Source organism: Collimonas sp. OK242 (assembly GCF_900107095.1).
Classification (GTDB): Bacteria; Pseudomonadota; Gammaproteobacteria; order Burkholderiales; family Burkholderiaceae_D; genus Collimonas.
Genome location: NZ_FNOR01000017.1, coordinates 1 through 21483, shown reverse-complemented (window position 1 = coordinate 21483; position 21483 = coordinate 1). Strand labels below are relative to the sequence as shown.

Annotated in this window: 14 protein-coding genes and 1 pseudogene; 5 read left to right on the top strand and 10 right to left on the bottom strand. The window is 56.6% G+C overall.

Going from position 1 to position 21483, the window contains the following annotated elements:
• Positions 1 to 8 precede the first annotated feature (8 nt).
• Complete coding sequence (locus tag BLV81_RS18155) at positions 9 to 1286, bottom strand: MFS transporter (RefSeq protein ID WP_092358864.1); 1278 nt, start codon at positions 1284 to 1286, stop codon at positions 9 to 11.
• 152 nt (positions 1287 to 1438) lie between these two features.
• Between BLV81_RS18155 and BLV81_RS18150 the strand changes: the two genes are divergently transcribed.
• Complete coding sequence (locus BLV81_RS18150) at positions 1439 to 2329, top strand: LysR substrate-binding domain-containing protein (protein WP_092358862.1); 891 nt, start codon at positions 1439 to 1441, stop codon at positions 2327 to 2329.
• A 25-nt stretch (positions 2330 to 2354) separates the two neighbouring features.
• Here the strand turns inward: BLV81_RS18150 and BLV81_RS18145 are convergent, their stop codons facing one another.
• The gene (locus tag BLV81_RS18145; RefSeq protein ID WP_092359045.1) at positions 2355 to 3323 is read right to left on the bottom strand and encodes an AraC family transcriptional regulator; all 969 of its coding nucleotides are present in this window, start codon (positions 3321 to 3323) and stop codon (positions 2355 to 2357) included.
• 122 nt (positions 3324 to 3445) lie between these two features.
• Positions 3446 to 4006 (bottom strand): TetR/AcrR family transcriptional regulator, encoded by a 561-nt coding sequence (locus BLV81_RS18140; protein WP_176992888.1) that lies wholly within the window; start codon positions 4004 to 4006, stop codon positions 3446 to 3448.
• A 155-nt stretch (positions 4007 to 4161) separates the two neighbouring features.
• Between BLV81_RS18140 and BLV81_RS18135 the strand changes: the two genes are divergently transcribed.
• Entirely contained in the window at positions 4162 to 4818 is a 657-nt protein-coding gene (locus tag BLV81_RS18135) for a hypothetical protein (RefSeq protein WP_092358858.1), read from the top strand.
• Positions 4819 to 4984: 166 nt separating this feature from the next.
• On the opposite strand, the gene BLV81_RS18130 is transcribed toward BLV81_RS18135, so the two are convergent.
• The 7 genes from BLV81_RS18130 to BLV81_RS18100 form a co-directional block, all read right to left on the bottom strand.
• Positions 4985 to 6709, bottom strand: a complete 1725-nt coding sequence (locus BLV81_RS18130) for an ABC transporter ATP-binding protein (RefSeq protein WP_092358855.1) — start codon at positions 6707 to 6709, stop codon at positions 4985 to 4987.
• Positions 6710 to 6717: 8 nt separating this feature from the next.
• The gene (locus tag BLV81_RS18125; protein ID WP_092358853.1) at positions 6718 to 7914 is read right to left on the bottom strand and encodes an ABC transporter permease; all 1197 of its coding nucleotides are present in this window, start codon (positions 7912 to 7914) and stop codon (positions 6718 to 6720) included.
• A gap of 8 nt (positions 7915 to 7922) precedes the next feature.
• The gene (locus BLV81_RS18120; RefSeq protein WP_092358851.1) at positions 7923 to 8861 is read right to left on the bottom strand and encodes an ABC transporter permease; all 939 of its coding nucleotides are present in this window, start codon (positions 8859 to 8861) and stop codon (positions 7923 to 7925) included.
• Positions 8862 to 8880: 19 nt separating this feature from the next.
• Complete coding sequence (locus BLV81_RS18115) at positions 8881 to 10896, bottom strand: M3 family metallopeptidase (protein WP_176992887.1); 2016 nt, start codon at positions 10894 to 10896, stop codon at positions 8881 to 8883.
• 94 nt (positions 10897 to 10990) lie between these two features.
• Positions 10991 to 12799 (bottom strand): ABC transporter substrate-binding protein, encoded by a 1809-nt coding sequence (locus BLV81_RS18110; RefSeq protein ID WP_092358847.1) that lies wholly within the window; start codon positions 12797 to 12799, stop codon positions 10991 to 10993.
• Between the two features lie 98 nt (positions 12800 to 12897).
• The gene (locus tag BLV81_RS18105; RefSeq protein WP_092358845.1) at positions 12898 to 14718 is read right to left on the bottom strand and encodes an ABC transporter substrate-binding protein; all 1821 of its coding nucleotides are present in this window, start codon (positions 14716 to 14718) and stop codon (positions 12898 to 12900) included.
• Positions 14719 to 15032: 314 nt separating this feature from the next.
• Positions 15033 to 16787, bottom strand: coding sequence for an ABC transporter substrate-binding protein (locus BLV81_RS18100; protein WP_255365337.1), 1755 nt, complete (start codon positions 16785 to 16787; stop codon positions 15033 to 15035).
• A 500-nt stretch (positions 16788 to 17287) separates the two neighbouring features.
• Between BLV81_RS18100 and BLV81_RS18095 the strand changes: the two genes are divergently transcribed.
• From BLV81_RS18095 to BLV81_RS18085, 3 genes and pseudogenes are all read left to right on the top strand, one after another.
• Positions 17288 to 19999 (top strand): TonB-dependent receptor, encoded by a 2712-nt coding sequence (locus BLV81_RS18095; RefSeq protein ID WP_092358841.1) that lies wholly within the window; start codon positions 17288 to 17290, stop codon positions 19997 to 19999.
• A 353-nt stretch (positions 20000 to 20352) separates the two neighbouring features.
• A complete protein-coding gene (locus BLV81_RS18090; RefSeq protein ID WP_092358839.1) occupies positions 20353 to 21006 on the top strand; it encodes an energy transducer TonB in 654 nt (217 codons plus the stop codon).
• A 109-nt stretch (positions 21007 to 21115) separates the two neighbouring features.
• Positions 21116 to 21483 (top strand): annotated as a pseudogene (locus BLV81_RS18085) (MotA/TolQ/ExbB proton channel family protein); the annotation flags it as partial.

Below are 21483 nucleotides of genomic sequence, written 5' to 3'. Positions count from 1 at the left end.
TCCTGCGGCTAAAAAGCCTCTCGCGCGCACACAATCGTCGCTGGCGCAGACTTGGGAAAAAACTGCAAGGCAATCAGCGCACAGACACTCCCGGCCAGCCACACGGCCGGCCAGTTGCCGAGTGTGAGGATGTGCGGAATCGCCAGCGGTGTCAGGAAGCACATCACGAACACACTGGTATTCGCCATGCCGAGCGCGGTGCCGGCGTTGCGTGCGCCGGCGATTGTCGCGAGTTCGGTATAGGCGACGCCGTGCCAGGCGGAGACGCTGACGCCGGTCAGCACCAGCATGACGATCAGCAGCGCTGCCATGGCCGGACCGACTGTCGGCAGCTGGCCGGCCAGCGTCACCAGTGCAGCCAGCGCGGCGAAGGCAATCGCACTGGCGACGGTGCAGACGCGCAAGAATTCGCGCCGGTTGCGCTTGCGGTCGGTCCAGCGGCCGCTCCATACGCGCATGACCATGGCGCCGCATTGCAGCGCCGCCATGGAGGCCGTGATGGCGGCGATGCCGGCGTGGCTGAAATCGTGCAAGAACACCGTGCCGAAGGACAGTATGGCAAACTGCGGCGCACACAGGATGCCGATCGCGGCGACGATGCGCCACAGCTGGCGATCCTTCAATGGCGCAGATGAGGATGACAGCGCAGTGTGGTTCACATGCGCTTTATCTGCAGCGCTTGCGACTGGTTCATAGAGCCAGAGCCAGGTGAAAAACAACGTCACGCCGCAGAGCAGGGCGAGTACGCCGTACACCGAGGCAAAGCCGAAATGGGTCGCCAGCGACGGCAAGATCAGCGCGCCGGCAGCGCCGCCCAGAGGCACCGCGGTTTGGCGTATGCTCATCGCCATTCCGCGTTCGCCTTCGCCGAACCAGGTCATCACCGCCCGCCCGCTGGAACCGTTGACGCTGCCGCCAAGCAGGCCGACCAGCAGCAAGCCGGCGGCCAGCAGCGGCAGGCCAGGCACGTAGCCGGCAGTCGGCGCAGCGAACATGGCCATCAGCGCCAGTGCCAGCGCAGTGGTGGCCAAGCCCGACAACAGCACCGGACGGTCGCCCCAGCGATCGGTCAGCAAGCCCCATGGCAATTCGCTGATCGCGATACCGAGGCCCATCAGACCCAGCACCAGGCCGAGTTCAGCATTGCCCAGATGATAAGCAGAGCGTATCAAGACGGCAGTTGTCGGAATGCCGCTGAAAGCTGCCGAAAAACTGGCATTGGCCGCAACGCCCACGCCCAGGACCTTCCAGCGATGGCGGCGGTTGTTGGTGAAAGCTTGAGACATTGAAATTCTCCTATGACGATATGGCCGGCGAAGCAACAAGAGCGGCAATCACAAACCTTGTTTTAAGCCCTTGCAGCAAGTATCGCTTTGCGTGATACTTTTGAATATCAGATAATTTTGAATCGATTGTTTTGAAAAACAGGATAGTTGTCATGCGACAAATCAGCTTCGACATAGACGTATTGCGCACCTTCACCACCGGCATCGACCTCGGCAGCTACGCCAAGGCCGCCGATCGTCTGGGCCGATCCACTTCAGCTGTGAGCGCGCAGCTGAAAAAACTCGAAGAACAGGCCGGTGCGCCGATTTTTCGTAAAGCCGGGCGCGGCCTGGCGCTGACCGAGGCCGGCCAGACGTTGCTGGGTTACGCGCGCCGCTTGCTCGACCTCAACGATGAAACCACGAGCGCGGTGCGCGGCGTCGAACTGGCAGGGGAGGTGAAACTGGGTTTGCAGGAAGACTTCGGCGAAGCGCTGTTGTCGGATGTGCTGGGCCGTTTCATGCGGGCGCATCCGAAGGTACGTGTCGAAATTTGTGTCGCGCGCAGCACGGAGTTGCGCGAGCGCGTGACCTTGGGACGCATCGATCTGGCGTTGCTATGGGAAGGCGGCACGCCGGCATTGAATGGCGAGCGCGTCGCCGATCTGCCGCTATGCTGGATCGGGCCGGCGCAGGATGCAGCCGGACCGCTCGCCTCGCCCTTGTCTTTGGTGTTGATGGATGCGCCTTGCCTGCTGCGCGACCTCGCTGAAACTGCGCTGGACTCGGCCGGAATCGCCTGGCGTCACGCCTTCACCAGCGCCAGCCTGTCGGCATTGTGGGCGGCCTCGGCGGCAGGGCTCGGCTTGACTGTACGCACGCCGATCGGCTTGCCGGCCAGCTTGCGCATCATCAATCCGCAAGAGGCCGGCTTACCGGCGCTGCCGCAAATCGGCTTGTCCTTGTATCGTGCGCAAACAATGGCAGGGCCGGCGGTGAACCGCCTGGAGGAGCTGCTGCTGCAGGCGGTGCAGGAAACCGTCCGCAGGATCGCGGCGGCTTGACTCTATCCGCGCCAATCGCCATGTTTTAAAGCGGCACCACCGGGACGCAAAGATCGCACTCGAATGCGCCGGTTTGCGGATCGCAGGCGGCGTCTGTCGGGTAGTACTCGAAGAATGGCCGGGCATCGAGCTGCATGCCGCTGGCTGGCAGCCAGTCGCGTAGCAGCCGGGTCCAGGAATCGCCGATATCGCGGCCGTTGCCAACGTAGCGGGTCACTGCATAACTGCCGCCGGGGATGGTGGTGACAAATGACTGGCCGCTGGCGACAAAATCCGCCGGCACTTCAACGCCTGCATCGTAGCGGCATTTTTCTGAACTGGTAATCGCTGGGTCATTGTGGCTGATGCCGTAGCGGGGACGGCCGAACAGATTGTTGGTATCCATCCAGGGGCTGACGGTTTCGACCCAGAATTCCGAGATGGGCGGGCCGTATACTCCGATGTAGCGCAGGTAGGCGATTTTGGCTGGCTGCCGTTCAATGACTTTGACTTTCATGGGAATCTCCCTGGTGGCTGGTTGAGAGTTTCCATGATGGTCCAGACGCTGCTTGCTAGCCTGATCCTGCTTGCCATGCAACTGACCAGGATTGCTGTCTTGGCCGGATGGCTTGCCATGGCTTTCTTCAAGTTGGCCAGCCCAGCGGTCCGCCTGTCCCTGGCGCCACTCGGTGGCGGTGCAGCCGAACCTGGTCTTGAAGGCGCGCGCAAACGCTTCGGCCGAACCGAAACCTACCGACAGGGCAATCTCCAGCACCGGCACTGCGGGCTGGGCGACCAGACGCAACGCCGCGACTTCCAGCCGGCGCCGGCGCAGATAATCGCCGAAGGTTTCGCCCATCCAGGCCGAGAACAGACGGTGAAAATGAAACGAAGAAAAATGGGCGACTTCCGCCAGGGTGCTCAGCTCAAGCACTTGATCGAGATGGCGGTCGATATATTCAAGCACCCTGTGCATGCGCCGGGCATAGACGGCCTGGTTTTCTTGCGATGTCATGATGATACTGGCAGGCGGCGGATCAACGCGTCGCCAGCCCAAGTCCGATTTCGGTACCCGGCCCGGGCAGTGCTGCCGAGGAGGCAAAAGCCAGCAAGAAAATCAGATATGGGGTCATGTGCTTATCCCTGATGCGGCTGCTGTGAAAACAGGCTTGATTCACAAGTTTTTTTGGTAAATGCGGTAGTGCAAAGTTCTGCAAAAATAGATTGTATTTCCGATGGCGTCTGCAGCATGCCGTTCTCGCTCCACCATGCAAGCACCGTGAACAAGGACGCTGAAATGAAACGCCCGTGCAGGCTGGCCGGCAATTCTTCGCGCGCGCCCAGAATGGCGTTCAGCCTGCGCTCCAGTATTTCCTGCGCCATGCGCGATACCGCCGGACCGGTAATACCACTCATCAACGCCTGGTACATTTGCGGCACCTCACGCAGATGAGCGAACAGCCTGCTTGCATCCAACAGTGCTGGCAGGTCTGTCGACACCGAAATATGGCAGTCTAAAACGCCTTCCAGCTGGGTTCGAAGCAGTTCGTCCTTGTTGTCGAAATGGGCGTAAAACGTGCCTCTGCCGACGGCCGCCTTTTTTGCAATGTCGCTGACGCGAATGGCGTCGTACGAACGGCGCAGCAATAGCGTGGCCAGGGCAGCATCGATGTCGTGGCGGCTGCGGCGAGAACGCATATCGACGTGTTCCTGAACAGAAGCAGATTTTTGTTCGGTATCAGACATAAATTCGGGTTTGTACATTGCAGTCACGCGGCTTTGACGAAATACTCGTGGCTCCTATGTTATCGCAAAGCAACCCCAACCTCCTTTTTTCAACCGGAAAAGCAAATATGACGAATCAACGAATTCATGCGACAGCCCTGATTATCGGCATGCTGGCCGGCATCGTCACCATGTCGATTCACCCGACCAGCTTCGATCTCCATGCCTCGGCAGAAGCCATCGCCCATGTCAATCACGTCAATACCGTGACGCATATACTCGGCCTGGCAAGCATACCGGTCACCCTGCTGGGAGTTTTCGGGATATCCAGCCGTATCGGCTGGAACAACATGCATGGACTAAGCGCGTTCATTGTCTATTGTTTTGCATCGGTAGCTGTCATGCTGGCGGCGGTGGCCGACGGCCTGATCGGTTCCAGCCTGGCCCAGGAAGCAATCAACGTCGACGACAGCAAGCGGCAGATGCTGATGATGGCGCTGCATTACAATTTTCAGCTGAACCAGGCATTGGCGAAAGTGTATATTGCCGGCTCGTCATGTGCATTTATCCTGTGGTCGATTGCGCTGATACGTCTCGGGAAAACCACAAGAAAGCTGGGAATCGGCGGCGGTATTGTCGGATTGTGCCCCCTGATTGCCTTGCTGAGCGGCCATGTGCAGATGGATGCGCATGGATTCGGTCTGATTATTCTTGCCCAAGCCAGCTGGATCATTCTGGTCGCTATTTCGCTGTTGAGAGAGTGTGTGACGCCACTGCCGGCATGACTGGACAGTTGAGTCGTTTGTCAGAGCGTCGCCTGTGGTCAATGCCCGCCATATGACATGATGTAAACGAGAGCGGAGTACAGGTCGCGCTTGCGGCGCTCGCTGTACTCCGTTGTGTATGCCATCGTCAAGCTACGAGCAGCTTCCTGCCGTATTCGCAGGCTTTCTAGTTTTGCAAACCGCGTGGAATCGCGCTCAGCAACTGGCGCGTGTAAGGATGGGTCGGATTGTGGTACAGCTCATCCGAGTTGGCCAGTTCCACCACTTTACCCTGATGCATCACCATCACCTGGTCGGCCAGGTATTTGACTACCGACAGATCATGCGAGATGAAGATGTAGCTCATGCCGAACTCTTCCTGCAAGTCTTGCAGCAGATTCAACACTTGCGCCTGCACCGAGACGTCCAGCGCCGACACCGATTCATCGCACACCAGGATTTCAGGGCGCAAGGTCAGGCAGCGGGCAATCGCGATCCGCTGCCGCTGGCCGCCGGAGAACTCATGCGGATAGCGGTGATAGGCCTGCGGCGGCAGGCCCACTTTTTGCAACAATTGCATGGCCATCTCGGTACGCTCATTGTCGTCGCTGCCTATCTGGTGGATGCGCATCGGTTCCAGCAGGATCTGGCCGATGGTGAAGCGCGGGTTGAGCGAAGCGTAGGGATTCTGGAAAATGATCTGGATGCGCCGCTTGTAGGACATGAAATCGTGGTTGGACATGCCGATGATGTCCTTGCCTTCAAACAGCGCCTGCCCCGCAGTGGCCTGATGCAGGCGCATCAGGGTCAGGCCGACGGTGGTCTTGCCGGAGCCGGATTCCCCCACCACGCCCAAGGTCTTGCCGCGCGCCAGCTTGAACGACACGTCCTGCACCGCTTTGAATTCCTTGCGGCCAAACAAGCCCTCGCGGAAATAAAAGCTCTTGCCCAGGTTGCGCACGTCCAACAGGATGTCTTCGTGTCCGCTGCAACCGCGGCTGCGTTCCCGTAAATCCAGGTCGGCGCCGTTGTGGCCGTTCATATAGTCGCTGATGACCGGCAGGCGCCAAGGGCGGGTATCGAGCGAAGGGCGGCACATCAGCAGGGCTTTGGTGTACGGGTCTTGCGGCGCTTCAAAGATTTGCCGTACATCGCCTTTTTCGCGCACTTCACCGTGGCGCATGACGATCACCTGGTCAGCGATTTCGCCGACCAGCGCCAGGTCATGGGTGATGAACAACACCGACATCTTGTGACGTTTGCGCAAGGCTTCGATCAGGTCGATGATCTGCTTCTGGATCGTGACGTCGAGCGCGGTGGTCGGTTCATCGGCAATCAGCAGCTTGGGTTCGCAGGCGATCGCCATGGCGATCATCACGCGCTGTTGCTGGCCGCCGGACATCTGGCTCGGGTAGGCATCGATCTTGGTTGCCGGCGACGGAATCCCGACTTCCTCCAGCAAGGCAATCGCGCGCGCACGTGCCTGCTTGGCGTTCATGCCCATGTGCAGTTGCAATACTTCGCCGATCTGGAAACCGACGGTGAATACCGGGTTGAGCGACGTCATCGGCTCCTGGAAAATCATGGAGATTTCCTTGCCGCACATGTCGCGTCGTTCATCGGGCGACATGGTCAGCAGGTTGCGGCCTTCAAACTCGATGACGCTGGTGGCGGCGATGCTGGAGTTTTCCTTGGGCAGCAAGCCCATCACGGCCAGCGAGCTGACCGATTTGCCGCTGCCTGATTCGCCCACCAGGGCGACAGTGGTGTTGCGTGGAATATCAAAGGAAATCCCTTTGACGGTTTCCACCATGGTTTTTTTATCGGTGCGAAAACTGACGCGCAGATCGCGTACGCGCAACAACGGTTGTTCGCCGTTGTCCGCTGGATGGGTGTGCTTAGTCGATTCCATGATGTCTCCTATTTCAGCTTCGGATCAAGGGCGTCGCGCAGCGCATCGGTGAACAGCGAGAACGCCGTCACCAGTATCGCCATGGCGATACTTGCAGCCGCCAGCTGCCACCACTTACCCAGAATTAATTCGTTTTGCGCTTCGTTCAGCATGCTGCCCCAGGATACGACGCCGACCGGCACGCCGAAACCGAGGAAGCTCAAGATCACTTCCGACTTGATGAAGCCGACCACCGAGATCGACAGCTGCACCAGCGACACATGGCTGACGTTAGGGAAAATGTGGCTGAACATCTTGCTCCAGTGGCTGGCGCCGATAGCATCTGCCGCCATCACGTATTCACGCGATTTGTGTTTCATGTATTCGGCGCGGATCAGGCGATAGGTGCCGGTCCAGCCGGTCAGGCCTAGAATCAGCACGATCGCTGTCACGCCTTTTTGCTGGAGCACCGCGGCGACCGCCAGGATCAGCAGCAGGTAAGGGATGGAAGTGAATATGCTATAGAACCAGTTGAAGGCGTCATCGACCCAGCCGCCGAAGTAGCCGGAGACCGCACCGAAGATGGTGCCTAAAGTAACCGCCACCAGCGCTGCAACCAGGCCGACGATGATCGAGGTTTCGGCGCCCTTGATGGTTTTCTTGATGATGTCGTGGCCCCATTTGTCGGCGCCGAACGGCAGCGTCGGTTTGCGGATCAGAGTCTCGCTGCCGCCTTTTTTAGCCAGCTCGGCGCGGATTTCAGCCATTTCTTTCGCCAGCGGATCGGCGATGCCATAGTCGTTGGCAATCACCGGCGGCGTAGCTGCTGCGGTACCGCTCTTGCGCAAATCGCGCAGGATGTCGCGCAGCGGATCGACCGGATTTTCCGGCGGCGGCGCTTCAAGCGCGGCGTCGTTGTCGCTGAAGCCGCGCTCGGCCTCGGTTTGCGCGCCCACGAAGCTAGGCGGCGCGTAGTTGACGCCGACTTCCTTCGACCAGTCGCCGGCGATCAGGCCGCTGGCCGACAGCGCCAGCATGAGCAGGTACAGGCCGACGACGGCAAGTGCGGCCATGGCGACGTGATCGGCGCGCAGGCGGCGCCAGGCCAGGGCCCACAGGCCAGGAGAGTGGCTGGAGGATTGGGCAATATCTGGACCGGTGGCCAGGGTTACGGTGCTTGCTGCAGGCGCCGCTTGGGTAGGGGCCTGGTGGATACTTTGAGTCATGGCGGCTCCTACTTCAGTTGAACGCGTGGGTCGACGGCTTGGTACAGCAAGTCAGTCAACAGGTTGAATATCATGGTGGCGGCGGCGACATAGATCGTGATCGCCTTGATCACCGGGAAATCGCTGCGCTCAACCGCCAGGATCACTTCACGGCCGATGCCTGGAATCGAGAAGAAGCGCTCGATCAGGAAGGCGCCGATCAACAGCGCCGGCAGGTTCGACATGACATTGGTGATGATAGGAATCGCGGCGTTGCGCAACACATGCACCCACAGGATGCGGCGTTCCTTGACGCCCTTGGCGCGCGCGGTGCGGACATAGTCCTGGTTGACTTCGTCCAGCACAAACGTGCGGTACAGGCGCAGGCTGGGGGCGAGACTTACCGCCAGCATGATCAGGATCGGCAGGGCCGAGTAGTGGAACAGGTTTTCGAGGAAACCGTTGCCCCAGCCTTGCACCGGGAACAAGCTCAGTTTGTAGGCGAACCAGTACTGGAACAGGATGATGTAGACCAGGATGCTGATCGACATGCCGACGGTACAAGCCACCATCACCGCGCGGTCGGTCTTGGAGCCGCGCACGAAGGCCACCGCCAGCGCCAGCGCCACCGCGATCAGGGTTTCCAGGATGGTGAGCGGAATCAGCACGGTCAGGGATGGCCCGAGACGGGTCAGGATGACGTTGGCCACCGACTCGCCGGTGCTCCAGCTGGTGCCGAAATTGAAGGTGACGATTTGCTTGATGAAGATCCAGAGCTGGACGTAGTACGGCTGGTCGATGCCCAGCTGGGTACGGATGTTGGCGATCTGTTGCGGGTTCGACATCTTCCCGGCCAGGATATAGGCCGGGTCGCCGCCGACCCAGTTGAACAGGAAAAATACAAGTACGATGACGCCGAGCATGGTCGGCAGCATTTGCCAGAGGCGTCGCAGGATATAAGCGGTCATGATGATTCCTTAATCTGGCTCAATGCAGGCGTTGGCCTGAAATTTCGGCAAAGAATGCCTTGCTGTTAGGCTCGCGGCCGAGGAAGGCGCTGACCATCTCGCCGGCCGGTTTTTCAGCGCCGCGCGACAGGATGTCCTGGCGGTACAGATGGCCGACTTCCGGGTTCATCAGTTTGCCGTTATAACGCGACAGCATGTCCAGCGCCAGCACTTCCGACCACATGTAGCCATAGTAACCGGCGGCATAGCCGCCCATCAAATGGCCGAACTGGCCCGGGAATTCAGTGTCGGGCACATAGCCCAACGGCGTGGCGCCTTCCATTTGTTGCCATATTGCAAGCGCTTGTTCCTGATCAGCCTTGTCGTTATGGATAGTCATGTCATAGCTCGCGTACAGCAGCTGGCGTGCATAGCGTATGCCGCGGCCATAGTTATGGGCCGCTGTCAGGCGTTGCAGCAAAGCGTCGTCGATGGTTGGACATGCTGTCTTGCAGAAGCCGGCCAGCAGCGTCAGCGACTCTTTACGGCGCGCCCATTCTTCATACATCTGCGATGGCGCTTCGACAAAGTCGAGCTCGACGTTGGTGCCGGCCTGGACGACATATTTAGTGTTCGACAGCACGCCATGCAAGACGTGGCCGAATTCATGCACCAGGGTTTCCAGTTCATCGCTGTTCAAGCCATTGCGATCGAAGTTGGTAACCAGCGTTGAAACCGGCGTGCGCCGGGCCAGGGTGCTGACGCCACGGGTGCCCCAGGCGGCGGCGTGGCCGTATTTGCCTTCGCGCGGGAACAGGTCCAGATAGATGCCGGCGATACGTGTCTTGCTCTTGCTGTCGATAACGTCGTAGTACTGGACTTCAGGATCCCAGACCGGTACCTCGACACGCTTGAATTCAACGCCATACAAGGTGCCGGAGACATGCAGGATCCACGGTACGGCGGCATCGGTAGGGAAGTACTTGCGCAGGGCTTCCTGGTCGACGTTGTAACGCGCCTGTTTGATCTTCTGCTGCCAGTACTCGGCATCCCAGCGTTCCAACTTGGTATCGGCCAGCGGCGTCTTCAGGGTTTCCGACTTGAATGCGCGCAGTTCTTCGATTTCCTTGATTTCCAGCTGTGTGACAGCGGTTTTTACTTCGGTCAGGAACTTGTCGACGGTTTGCGGATTTTTCACCATGCGGCGCCGGGTCACCAGATCGGCGTAGCTTGGCAGGCCGAACAATGCCGCCATTTCATGGCGCAGGTTCATGGCTTCTTTCAGAATCTCCAGATTCTTTGGCGTACCATGATTGGCGAACGCGATCTGATAGCGGCGGCGCGCATCGCCGTTATCCGCCGATTCCATGAACGGTTTGTAATCCGGGTAGTCGAAGCCGAGCAGGTAGTTGCCCTTGTCGTCGCGCTTGGCGCGGGCCAGATAGGCGGCCGGCATGCCTTGCAGTTCCGCCGGAGTGAAGCTCAGCTTCTGATTATTGTCGCGGATATTGCGGGCGAATTCCTGGCTCAGCTCACCCAGCTTGTCGAGGATCTCTTTCATCCTGGCGCGCTTTGCGGGCGGCAGCGAGACGCCGGTGTCGTCGAAGCTGTACAGGATGTCCTGACGCAGTTTTTTCTCTATTGGATCGCTAGGCTGGATGGCTTTGAAGCGGGCGTACAGTTTTTCGCTTTGCAGCAGGTCGGTAGCGAACCTATTGGTTTCAATCAGGCAGGCTTCGGTGCTGCCGCGTACTTTTGCGTCTGGTGAAACATTGTTGAGGATATCGACCGGACCTTGCAGGTCTTCCAGGGCGATCTGCAGATCGTTCCACTCGGTCAGCACTTTCTTGCTGTCTTTGGCATGGGCCGCCGGTAGTTTTTCCAACAGCGATACGCGCTTGCGCAGGCTGGCCAGGGTGTCCTTGCACAGCGCCGGGATGTCGTCTGCTTTCAGCAAGGGAATCAGCGGGCGTTGCGTACCTTGGGCGGCTGCCTGGTTCAGCATCAGCGTGAATAACGCTGTCGTGACCGGCAAGAAAAATGATGATGGTTTCATGCATTTCCTCAAATAGGGGCTTAGTAAAAATCAGTGGTTAGAAGGAATACAGGCGGAAGGCGCTGCGCCATCCCGCTCGATCGTGTTTATATTTTTATTTACGTTTTTCGATATCGAAATACATCCATTCGGTAGGCATGACCGGATGCTTCTTGTAACCGATCACACGCGGTTGCGCGATCATGTTGCGGTAGCGGGCATAACCGATACGCGCCGGTGCATCGACTTCCAGGATGCGTGTCATCTTGTGATACAGCAGGTCGCGTTCCGGGCCGGCCGGCAATTTCTGCGAGGCGGCGTAGAGCACATCGTATTCGGGGATCTTGGAGCAGCCGTTGTTGTTCTGGCCGACATTAGGCCCGTAGAACAACTGCATGAAGTTGTCGCCGTCCGGATAGTCGGCAATCCATGGCGCAGTACGGGTTTGCAGTTGGCACTCTTTTTCCGCCTTGAGCAGGTCAGGAAAGGTCTTGAGGTCGCCGACCATGCGGATGTGGATGGTGTCGTAAGTCTTTTTCCACATTTCCGATTGCTGCTGGCCGTTGGAGTCGGCGCGGGCCGAGTAGCGTATCGTCAGCGGCTTGCCGTCCGGCAGGGTGCGGTAGCCATCCTTGCCGATCTTGTAGCCGAACTTGTCGAGCAAGGCATTGGCGACTTCCGGTTCGTACTGGATGCTGCTCTTGTAGTCCGGGTCGTAGCCGACCACGCCGGGCGGGATCGGGTATTCCAGCGGGATCGCTTCGTCGTTCCAGACCACCTTGATTTCTTCGCGCACGTTGTGCGCCATTGCGATGGCGCGGCGCAGGGCGATTTTTTCCTTGCTCATGCCGCCCACTACCGGGTCTTGCATGTTCCAGTAGAAATAGCTGATTTCAGGGTCGACGATACGCGACAGTTGCACCCCTTTTTTTACAAACTCCGGCTTCAGCTTGCCGCCCGCCATGACTTGCGGCGCCAGCGGCCCCTGCAATTCGGTGATATCGACTTCATCGCCTTCGAACGCCAGCAAGCGCGACTGGTCTTCCACCATGACGCTGATTTCCACACGGCCGATTTGCGGCATGCGTTTGCCCTTCATCTTGGCGACGATGGCGGCATCGCCCGGGTCGGTGCTGGGCTGGAAATCCCAGGTATAACCGCGGTAATCCGGATTGGCAGTCAACACCATGCGTGAACCGCGTATCCATTGGCTCAGTATGTAAGGGCCGGTGCCGACCGGATGCCCCATCACGGTGCCTTGCGCATCGCGATATTTTTCGATCACTTCGCGCGCGACTGCACTGGTCGGTTGATGCGCCAGGATCATGCCGAGGTTGAAATCAGGCTGTTTCAGGTGGATCCGCAGGGTATAGCGATCCAGCAGTTCGAAGCCGGGGACATTGGCGTCGTAGTCGAAATGGCCGGTTTTCTTGGCTTGCGCCGCCACTTCGTCGAGGCCGACCACTTTGCCTTCCAGCAGCCAGGTTTGCGGCGAAGCCAGCTGCGGATCGAACAGGCGTTTCCACGAATAGACGAAATCGGCCATGGTCAGTTCGCGCTTCTTGCCGTTGAACACCGGATCATCGGCAAAGTAGACGCCTTTTTTCAGGCGGATGGTATAGGTCATGCCATCCGGGCTGACTTCCGGCAGCGCGGCCGCCGCCGATGGCATCAGTTTGGCCGGCCGCGCCAGGTATTCATAGGCGAACAGTGTTTCAAATACCGACTGATTGACCAGCTGCGAATACAAATCGCGTGTAACGGCCGGATCGAAACCGGTTTCAGGTGCTACGAATACAAAGCGCAGTACTTTGTCGGGATCTGCCGGGGAAATTGGCGCTGCCGATGCAGCTGCCGATGCTTTCATCGGCAGCGCGCACGCTAAACAGGCAACCAATATCCCGCGTAACCAAAGCGAGTTCATACCATTTGTCTCCTTCAAATATCTCTAGCTAAATTGGGCCTGCGGCAGACGCGGATTGCCTGCCGGATCAGGAATCTTGTTACCGAACGAGCGGCGAATTAGTGTTTCTCGACATCGATGTACTGCCATTCAGCGTGCAGGATAGGGTGTTTTTTGAAACCCTTGACCCACGGCCGTACCAGCCAATTGCGGATTCTTGTGGTGTTCAGGGACCAGGCGGTGTCGGCTTCGAACTGTCGATTCATTTGCTCGTAGACTTTATCGCGCTCGGGGCCCAAAGGCAGCGCCATGGCTTTGACGTAGAGGGCATCAAAGGCTGGCGATTGATAGCAGCCGTGGTTGCCGTGGCCGGAGTTCGGCCCGTACAGCAATTGCAGGAAATTCTCGGCTTCCGGATAGTCGGCATTCCAGGCCGCACCCCACATCATCAATTCGCAAGAGGTCGCGGCTTTCAGGTTGTCGGCAAAATTGCTGACGATGAATTTGGTCCGGATGCCTATCAGGTCGAGGCCGCGTTTCCAGAGTTCTGACTGTTCTTGCGAAATGCTGCCCTGATTGCTCGTATATTTCAGCAGTAGTGGTGAGCCATCCGGCATGTTGCGATAGCCATCTACACCCCGCTTGTAGCCGAAGTGGTCCAGCAGTTTGTTAGCCAATACCGGGTTGTAGCCGATGCTGCTGCGATATTTAGGATCATAGCCGCCGACTCCCGGCGGAATCAGCATTTCCAGCGTGAGGGCCTGGCCATTGCGCAATAAGTTTGCTTCTTCCTTATTGTTATAGGACATCACGATGGCACGCCGCAGCGCAATTTTGTCGTTGCTGTAACCGCCTATGGTTGGATCCCTCATATTCAATACAGTGTAGGTGATGCCGGCATCGACGACGCGCTGCAACTGTACGCCTTGTTCGGTAAATTCAGGTTTCAGCTTGTCGCCGTCGAGCAGGGTCGGAGCTGCCGTTTCCGGTACCTTATCGAAATCGACTTGCTTCCCCTGGAATGCCAGCCAGCGCGATTGGTTTTCTTCGATGATGCTGATCTCGACGCGGCCAACCTGCGGCATCTTCTTGCCCTGCATATCTTTGATGATTTGCTTGTCGATGGCGTCTGCAGACGGCTTGAAGTCCCAGGTGTAGCCGCGATACTCAGGATTGGCGACCAATATGATCTTGCTGCGCGGGACATATTTTTCCAGCATATATGGACCGGTGCCGACCGGATGCTGACCGCTTTGTTGTCCATAGGCAGTGACGGCTTCGCGTGCCACCGCGCCGAATGCGGTATAGGCGACTACGTTCAGGAAGTTATAGTCCTTGGCATTCAGAGTGACTTTTAAGGTATAGCGGTCAGGCGCCTGTAATCCGGCTATCGAGGCATCGTAGTTGAAATGCCCGGTTTTCCTGGCCTGCTCGGCGAGGTCGTCGAGGCCGACAATCTTACCTGCGACGAAATTGGCGTGTGGCGAGCGAGTTTGCGGATCCATGACCCGCATGAAGGTGTAAATATAGTCTGCGGCAGTGAGCTCTCTGCGCGCGCCCTTGAAAACCGGGTCGGGCGAGAAATAGATGCCTTTTTTGAGGTGGAAGGTATAGGTCTTGCCGTCCTCGCTGATTTCCGGAATCGCCTCTACCGTCTCCGGCACCAATTTGGCTGGCCGCGCCAGATAGTCGTAGGTAAGCAAGGTTTCATAGATGACTTCGCTGACCCAGCCTGAGTAGAAATTCTGGGTGCGGACCATATCGAAGCCATCGTCTGCCGCTTCGAATGCGGTTTGTATGACCTTCGCCGGGTCGGCCGGACTGGTCCCGGCATGGGCGCCGACGGCGCTGCCCGCGAATACTGTAAAGGCCAGCATTTGCGCCAGCAATATCTTTTTGAATCTGACTGAGTTCGACAAGTTCGACATTTTGCTAAGCATTTTCTTTTTGCCTTTTGAGCAGGTGGTTATTTTCTATATGCACTTAAGATTGCTTATCTTTGGTACAAAATAGCGTCATCTCCGATGACATCGCGCTAATTCACCGGTAGGCGAACGCGTGATCAATACCTTTTTTACTTGGTAAATAAATAATATCCGAATCTATGCGTTTTATGCTGTTTAAGTGAAACCTGGCATGTGGTTTGTCTCCTGTTGTGTGTGATTTTGTGGCTGATGACAGCCGTCTATTCCAGGTTAAGGCGGCATACTACAGAATCCCGTACAAAAAGATAGATGAGCAGATAAATTAGGGTTTAGTGTTTTTCAACATCCAGATACATCCAGTCCGCCTGCAGGATAGGGTGGCGTTTGAAGCCCTTGATCCATGGCCGGATCAGCCAGTTGCGCAGGCGCGACACGGTAAGCACCCAGGCAGTATCGGCTTCCATCTGGCGGCTCATCTCCACATACAACTGATTGCGTTCCGGGCCCGGCGGCAGTGCTTTGGCTTTGACGTAGAGCGCATCGAAGGCTGGCGAGCTATAGCAGCCGTTGTTGCCTTGCCCCACATTGGGGCCATATAGCAACTGCATGAAATTATCGCCTTCCGGGTAGTCTGCAATCCAGGAACCGTTCCACATCATCAATTTGCATTCCGTCGCTGCCTTCAGGTTGTCGGCAAAATTGCTCACCCGAAAATCGGCGTGAATACCTATTTTGTCGAGCCCACGCTTCCATATTTCCGAGAGAACCACATTGATCGCCTGTGCTTCGGTGGCTATTTTCAAAATCAGAGGCTTGCCGTCGGGGAGGGTGCGGTAACCGTCGGCGCCACGCTTGTAACCGAAGCGATCAAGCAATTTGTTTGCCAGTGCCGGATCATAGGCAATGCTGTTGCGGTAGTTGGGATCATGGCCGACAACGCCGGCAGGGATCGCCATTTCTGCTTTCACCGCCAGCCCGAGGCGGACCTGGGATATTTCATCCTGGATGCTGTAGGCCATTGCGATTGCGCGCCGCAGGGCGTTTTTTTCCAGGCTGCTGCCACCGATGACCGGATCTTTGTAGTTCAGAAACGTATAGACCACGCCCGGCTCAATCAGGGTGTTCATGCGGATCCCTTGATCCAGGAAGGATTGTTTCAGGTTTTTTCCGTCCAATACGGTTGGAGCCGCTGCCTGCGGCAGGTAGTCCAGGTCGATTTGTTTGCCTTGAAAAGCCAGCCAGCGCGATTGCTCCTCCTCAATGATGCTGACCTCGACACGGCCGACTTGCGGCATCTTCTTGCCCTTCATGTCGTGCACCAGCTGGTCGTCCCAGGCGGAGCCGGACGATTTGAAATCCCACGTATAGCCGCGGTATTCAGGATTGGCGACCAATACGATTTTGCTGCGTGGAACATATTCCTGCAGCATATAGGGACCAGTGCCGACCGGATGGGCTCCTGTCTGATCACCGTAGGCGTCGACTGCTTCACGCGCCTGCGCGCCAAAGGCAACGAATCCCATGATGTACAGGAAATTGTAGTCGGGTGCATTGAGCGTGATCTGCAAGGTATAGCGGTCAGGGGTTTGCAGGCCGCTTACCGGCGCGTCGTAGTCGAAGCGGCCGGTTTTTTGTGCTTTGGCGATCAACTCATCCATGCCGGCAATTTTGCCTTGCAAGACATTGGCGGATGGCGAACGGTTCTTGGGGTCGAGAAAGCGCTTGAACGTATAGGCGTAGTCTTGGGCAGTCAGTTCGCGGCGAGTTCCTTTGAAGGCGGGGTCTGGCGCAAAGTAAATTCCCTTCTTGATATGGAAGACATAGGTCTTGCCGCCGTCGCTCACCGCGGGCATGGCCTCTGCGGTTCCAGGTACCAGTTTGGCGGGGCGCGCCAGATAGTCATATGTCAAGAGGCGCTCGAAAATCGCTTCGGATAGCCAGCTGGTATAGGCGTTAACGGTGCGAACCGGATCGATGCCGTCGTCCGCCGCCTCGAAGACCGCATGCACCACTTTGGACGGGTCTGCCGGATTATTGCCCGCATACACCGGAAATGTTGCACTTGTGATACCGCCAATCAGCATTATTGCTGCAATGCACGATCGCTTGAATTGTTTAAAGTTCCACATCGTCTAAATTCTTTCCCATTGCCTTTTAAGCATCAAATTACTTTATTTTCCAATCGGAAATGGCTTGTTTACGCCATTAAACAGGCTTATGCGGTTTTGTTTATACCCGTATGCGTATTTGTTATTTGGCGTATATAAGCAACAGTATCGCAGGCGTTCCCAAATTTAATGCTGTTTTTATTTTTTTTAGGATACACTATTTTAGCTGCATTACATTGTGTGGCATGTTTTTTGCTTGTAGGTATCAACGGAAATATTTCTGGCAGACAATCACAAATTGGGACCAGGAAAGCAACCGAGCAGTACTGTTTTACACGCGAAATAAAATCTGCTTTTTGGTCGTTGTTGTGAATAGATTTTTGACGCATCGCTCAGAAGGCGATTAACAAATCGTGTTTGCTTTATTACAAAAACTTAAATTTCAACTCTAACTTTTACCCATAGGGAGTTTGGTTATGATGAAGGAACGGGGATTGCCACGTTCGCTGCGACTGATGTTTTCGGGCGGCGTAGCTGTTGGGCTAGGTCTGATGGCCCATTCAGTGCAGGCGCAGGAGACAAAAACGGACGATGCTCCGCAACAAATGCAACGGGTCGAAATTACTGGCTCGTCGATTAAACGGATTGCGGCTGAAGGCGTATCGCCGATCACCGTTATCAAGGCCGACGATTTCACCAAGATGGGATCGACTACAGCGGCTGAAGTCTTGTCCAGTGTTTCGGGCAACCAGACACAATTCAATACCTCGTCCAACGTTGGTGCTGGTAAAACTGTCGGTGCCGCCGCTGACTTGCGCGGCCTGGGCTCCAACAAGACACTGGTGCTGCTGAACGGCCGTCGTTTGGCCAATAGCGCGTTCGACGGCTCCGCAGTCGACCTGAATGTGATCCCAATTGCAGCCTTGGACCGCGTTGAAGTACTGCGCGACGGCGCTTCTGCGATCTACGGTACCGACGCGATCGGCGGCGTGATCAACTTCATCACCAAACGTTCATATACTGGTCTGAACCTGAGCGCTGAAGGCATCTTGCCTGAGCAGGCTGGCGGCGCTGAAAAGCGTGTCAACCTGTCGGGCGGTATCGGCGACCTGGACAAGGATCGCTACAATTTCTTTGGCGTGATCGACTACCACACCCAAAACGGTGTGAAAGCCTCCGATCGCGATATCTCGAAACTTGGCGGCCAGAATCCTGGCGTCGGCTTGAACGCCAGCAGCGGCAACTCTTTCCCTGCCAATTTCACCGATATCAATTCCGGCGCAAGCGGCAATCCGTACGCAGGCAACTGCAGCTCCGTGTCGCCATTTGCGTTCAACCGGAAAGGTATTTGCCGTTACAACAGCCAGGCGACTATCGGCATCGTCCCGAAAACAGAGGAAATTGCACTGCTCGGCAAGGGCTCCTTCAAGCTGGATGCTGACAATACGGCATCGATTGAATACCTGCACTCGCAAAGCAAGGTTAAAACCTATATTGCCGGCGACGTGTTTGCCGGCGACGTCAGCGGCACCGGCAGCGACTATTACATTACCAACACCAGCCCGTTCTATCCTGGCAATGGCATCACTCCGGGCAACGCTAACGCTAGTGGCGGCCCGCTGTCGCTCAACTACCGCTCGCAGGATGCAGGTGGCCGTATTACTGAGTCGAAGAACAGCACCGACCGCTTGCTGCTGAGCCTGGAAGGCAACCAATTCGGTTGGGACTACAAGACCGGTTTCTCCTACTCGGTGAGCAAGGCGGAAGACAATCTGGCTGGCGGCTACCTGAACAACGATATGGTGAAGGCCGGATTGTTGAACGGCATCATCAACCCGTTTGGCCCGCAAACTGCAGCTGGCACCGCTTACATGAAGAGCGCCCAGTTGTACGGTACCTATGAGGATGCACGTACGCAAACGACGTCGATCGACTTCACTGCCAGCCGCGAGCTGTTCCAATTGCCGGCCGGTGCGGTAGGCTTTGCGATCGGCGGCGAATTCCGCAAGGAAAAGGCTAACTTCAATGTTGACCATGCGCTGGCCGATCTGGATTCCAGCACCGGTTCGCAAGATGCCAAGTCGTCGTCCGGCACGCGTAACGTGAAAGCTGTGTTCACTGAATTGAGCGTACCGATCTTCAAAAGCCTGGAAGCGCAACTGGCAGCTCGCTACGATAGATATAGCGATGTCGGCGGCACTCTCAACCCTAAGGTCGGCCTGCGTTTCCAGCCGGCTAAAGAGATCATGTTCCGTTCTTCGTACAGCACTGGCTTCCGCGCTCCGAGCCTGTATGAGCTGAATGATCCGAACTCGAAGACTTTCACCAACAGTGCTTACAATGACCCGGTCCTGTGCCCAGGCGGTAGTGTTGCTGCAGGTGGTGTCGAAGCACGCGATTGCGGCCAGCAGTTTTTCAAATTGCAAGGCGGTAACAAGAATTTGCAACCGGAAAAATCGAAATCCTTCACGCTGGGTATGGTGATCGAGCCGATTCCGTCGGTGACAGCTTCTGTCGACTACTTCAACATCAAGATCAAGAATCAGATTTCGGTAGTCTCCGAAGGCGACATTTTCGGCGATCCGGTCAAATACGCGGCTAACTATGTGCGTAATGCGGACGGTTCCCTGAACTACGTCACTGATACCAACGTCAATCTGGGCAATGTCCATACGCAAGGTTTCGATCTTGGCTTTGCATGGCGCGCGCCTAAGACTGCATGGGGTAACTTCGGTCTGTCGCTGGATGGCACTTACGTCACTCAGTACGACTATCAAACCGCAGTTGGCGGCCCATACCTGAACAACCTGGCGGTCTACGGCGGTGGCGTCGGTGCTGCCGGCGGCGTGGTGTTCCGCTGGCGTCATACGGCTACGCTCAACTGGAGCCAAGGTCCATGGAGCGGCGCGCTGCAACAGGTATATGCAACAGGCTACCGCGATCAAAACGGTCCTAACGTTGTAGCGGCCTACAAGCAACATCAAGTCGGTTCTTATACACGTTACAACCTGTCGGGTAACTACACCGGCTTTAAGAACCTGACCTTGACTGCTGGCATCAAGAACCTGTTCGATACTAAGCCACCGGCCTCCAACGTATCCGATAACTTCCAGTATGGTTACGATGCCCGTTATGGCGATCCTATTGGCCGTGCGTTCTTCGTTCGCGCCAACTATCAATTCTTTTAATCACGGGAATCGATTGGCTTAAGCACTTATAGTAAGCAGACCACCTGGGAAGTTTTCCAGGTGGTTTTGGCTTTTCAGAATGTGTAGGCTGAGAACGATCTTTCTGCTGTTTTATTAGGCATTGATGTAGTATTTGCGGACGCGCACTAATTAGGGGAGGATGACCTGATATTTTTTTGTTGGATTGATAATAAAAAAATGTCTGATGACTCATCCCAGTACTAAATCAGTTTGCATAGCAGGCGCAGTTTGATTGGTACGGTTTTTGCGTTATCGTAGATTGGCTAGTAGTTCACTCATCTGATTGCATGTGGTTTTAGCAATTGAATAATGTAGTATCGGAGGAAAGAGGCATGGATTTCACGCAGGATGGGAGAAACCCTTCCAAGAATATAGTTGGCATCAGCGTGGTTGTTCTTCTGCACGTAGCTCTAATTTATGCGTTGATTACAGGGCTAGCCCGTAAAGTTGTTGAAGTGATTCAGCAACCGGTCGAAACCAAGATCATCGAGGAGATCAAGCCGCCGCCACCGCCACCACCACCGGACAAGCCGGTTCCGCCGCCGCCAAAATCGGTTGCGCCACCGCCACCGTTCGTACCTCCACCAGAGGTAAAAGTAACGCCGCCGCCACAAGAGAACGTGATTGCAGCTGTCACCAACGTCAAACCACCGACCAATGACTTGCCTACTTCTGTAGCGCAACCATCGGCTACCGGCGAAGCCGGGCCATCGCATACCAGCGCAAAAATTGCCGGCAATTGCGAAAAGCCGGAGTATCCAAGGACTTCGTTGCGTAATGAAGAACAGGGTACTGTTACTGTCAAGCTGACGATAGGCGCCGACGGTAATGTGGTCGACTCCTCTGTCGAAAAGGGCAGTGGTTTCAAAGATCTGGACAGAGCCACAGTGAAAGCCTGGAGCTTGTGCCATTTCACCCCTGCCATGGCCGACGGTAAACCTGTGCAGTCAACCACAAAAATGCAATATGTCTGGAAGCTGGAATAGGCGCGGTCAAGCGTAAATAAACGCACACAGCGCAAGCAAGCGCACAGCGCGCGAAGCATTCATCACGTCGCGATTGCGGCAATCTACTTTCTAAATTTGGAGTATCAGCATGACTATCACTCGTAACCGCTTATCCGCCCTGGCTGCCGCCCTGATGATCTCTGCCATGGCGATCTCGCCGCTGGCCGCAATCGCCCAAACACCAGCTGCAGCATCTGCTGCGGCTACCGCTTCTGCACCGGCTGCCGACGCCCCTAAAGCTGCCGATGCAGCCGCGTCGCTGGCAGACACCCCGACCCCGCCGCCACAGCCGGCCGCCAAGGAAACCGTCGATAACCCGTACGGCCTGGACGCCCTGTGGAAAGGCGGCGACTTCGTTGCCCGCGGCACCCTGATCATCCTGGTGCTGATGTCGATGGGCAGCTGGTACATCATCATCACGAAGCTGATCGAGCAGGTGAAATTGATGGGCCAGGC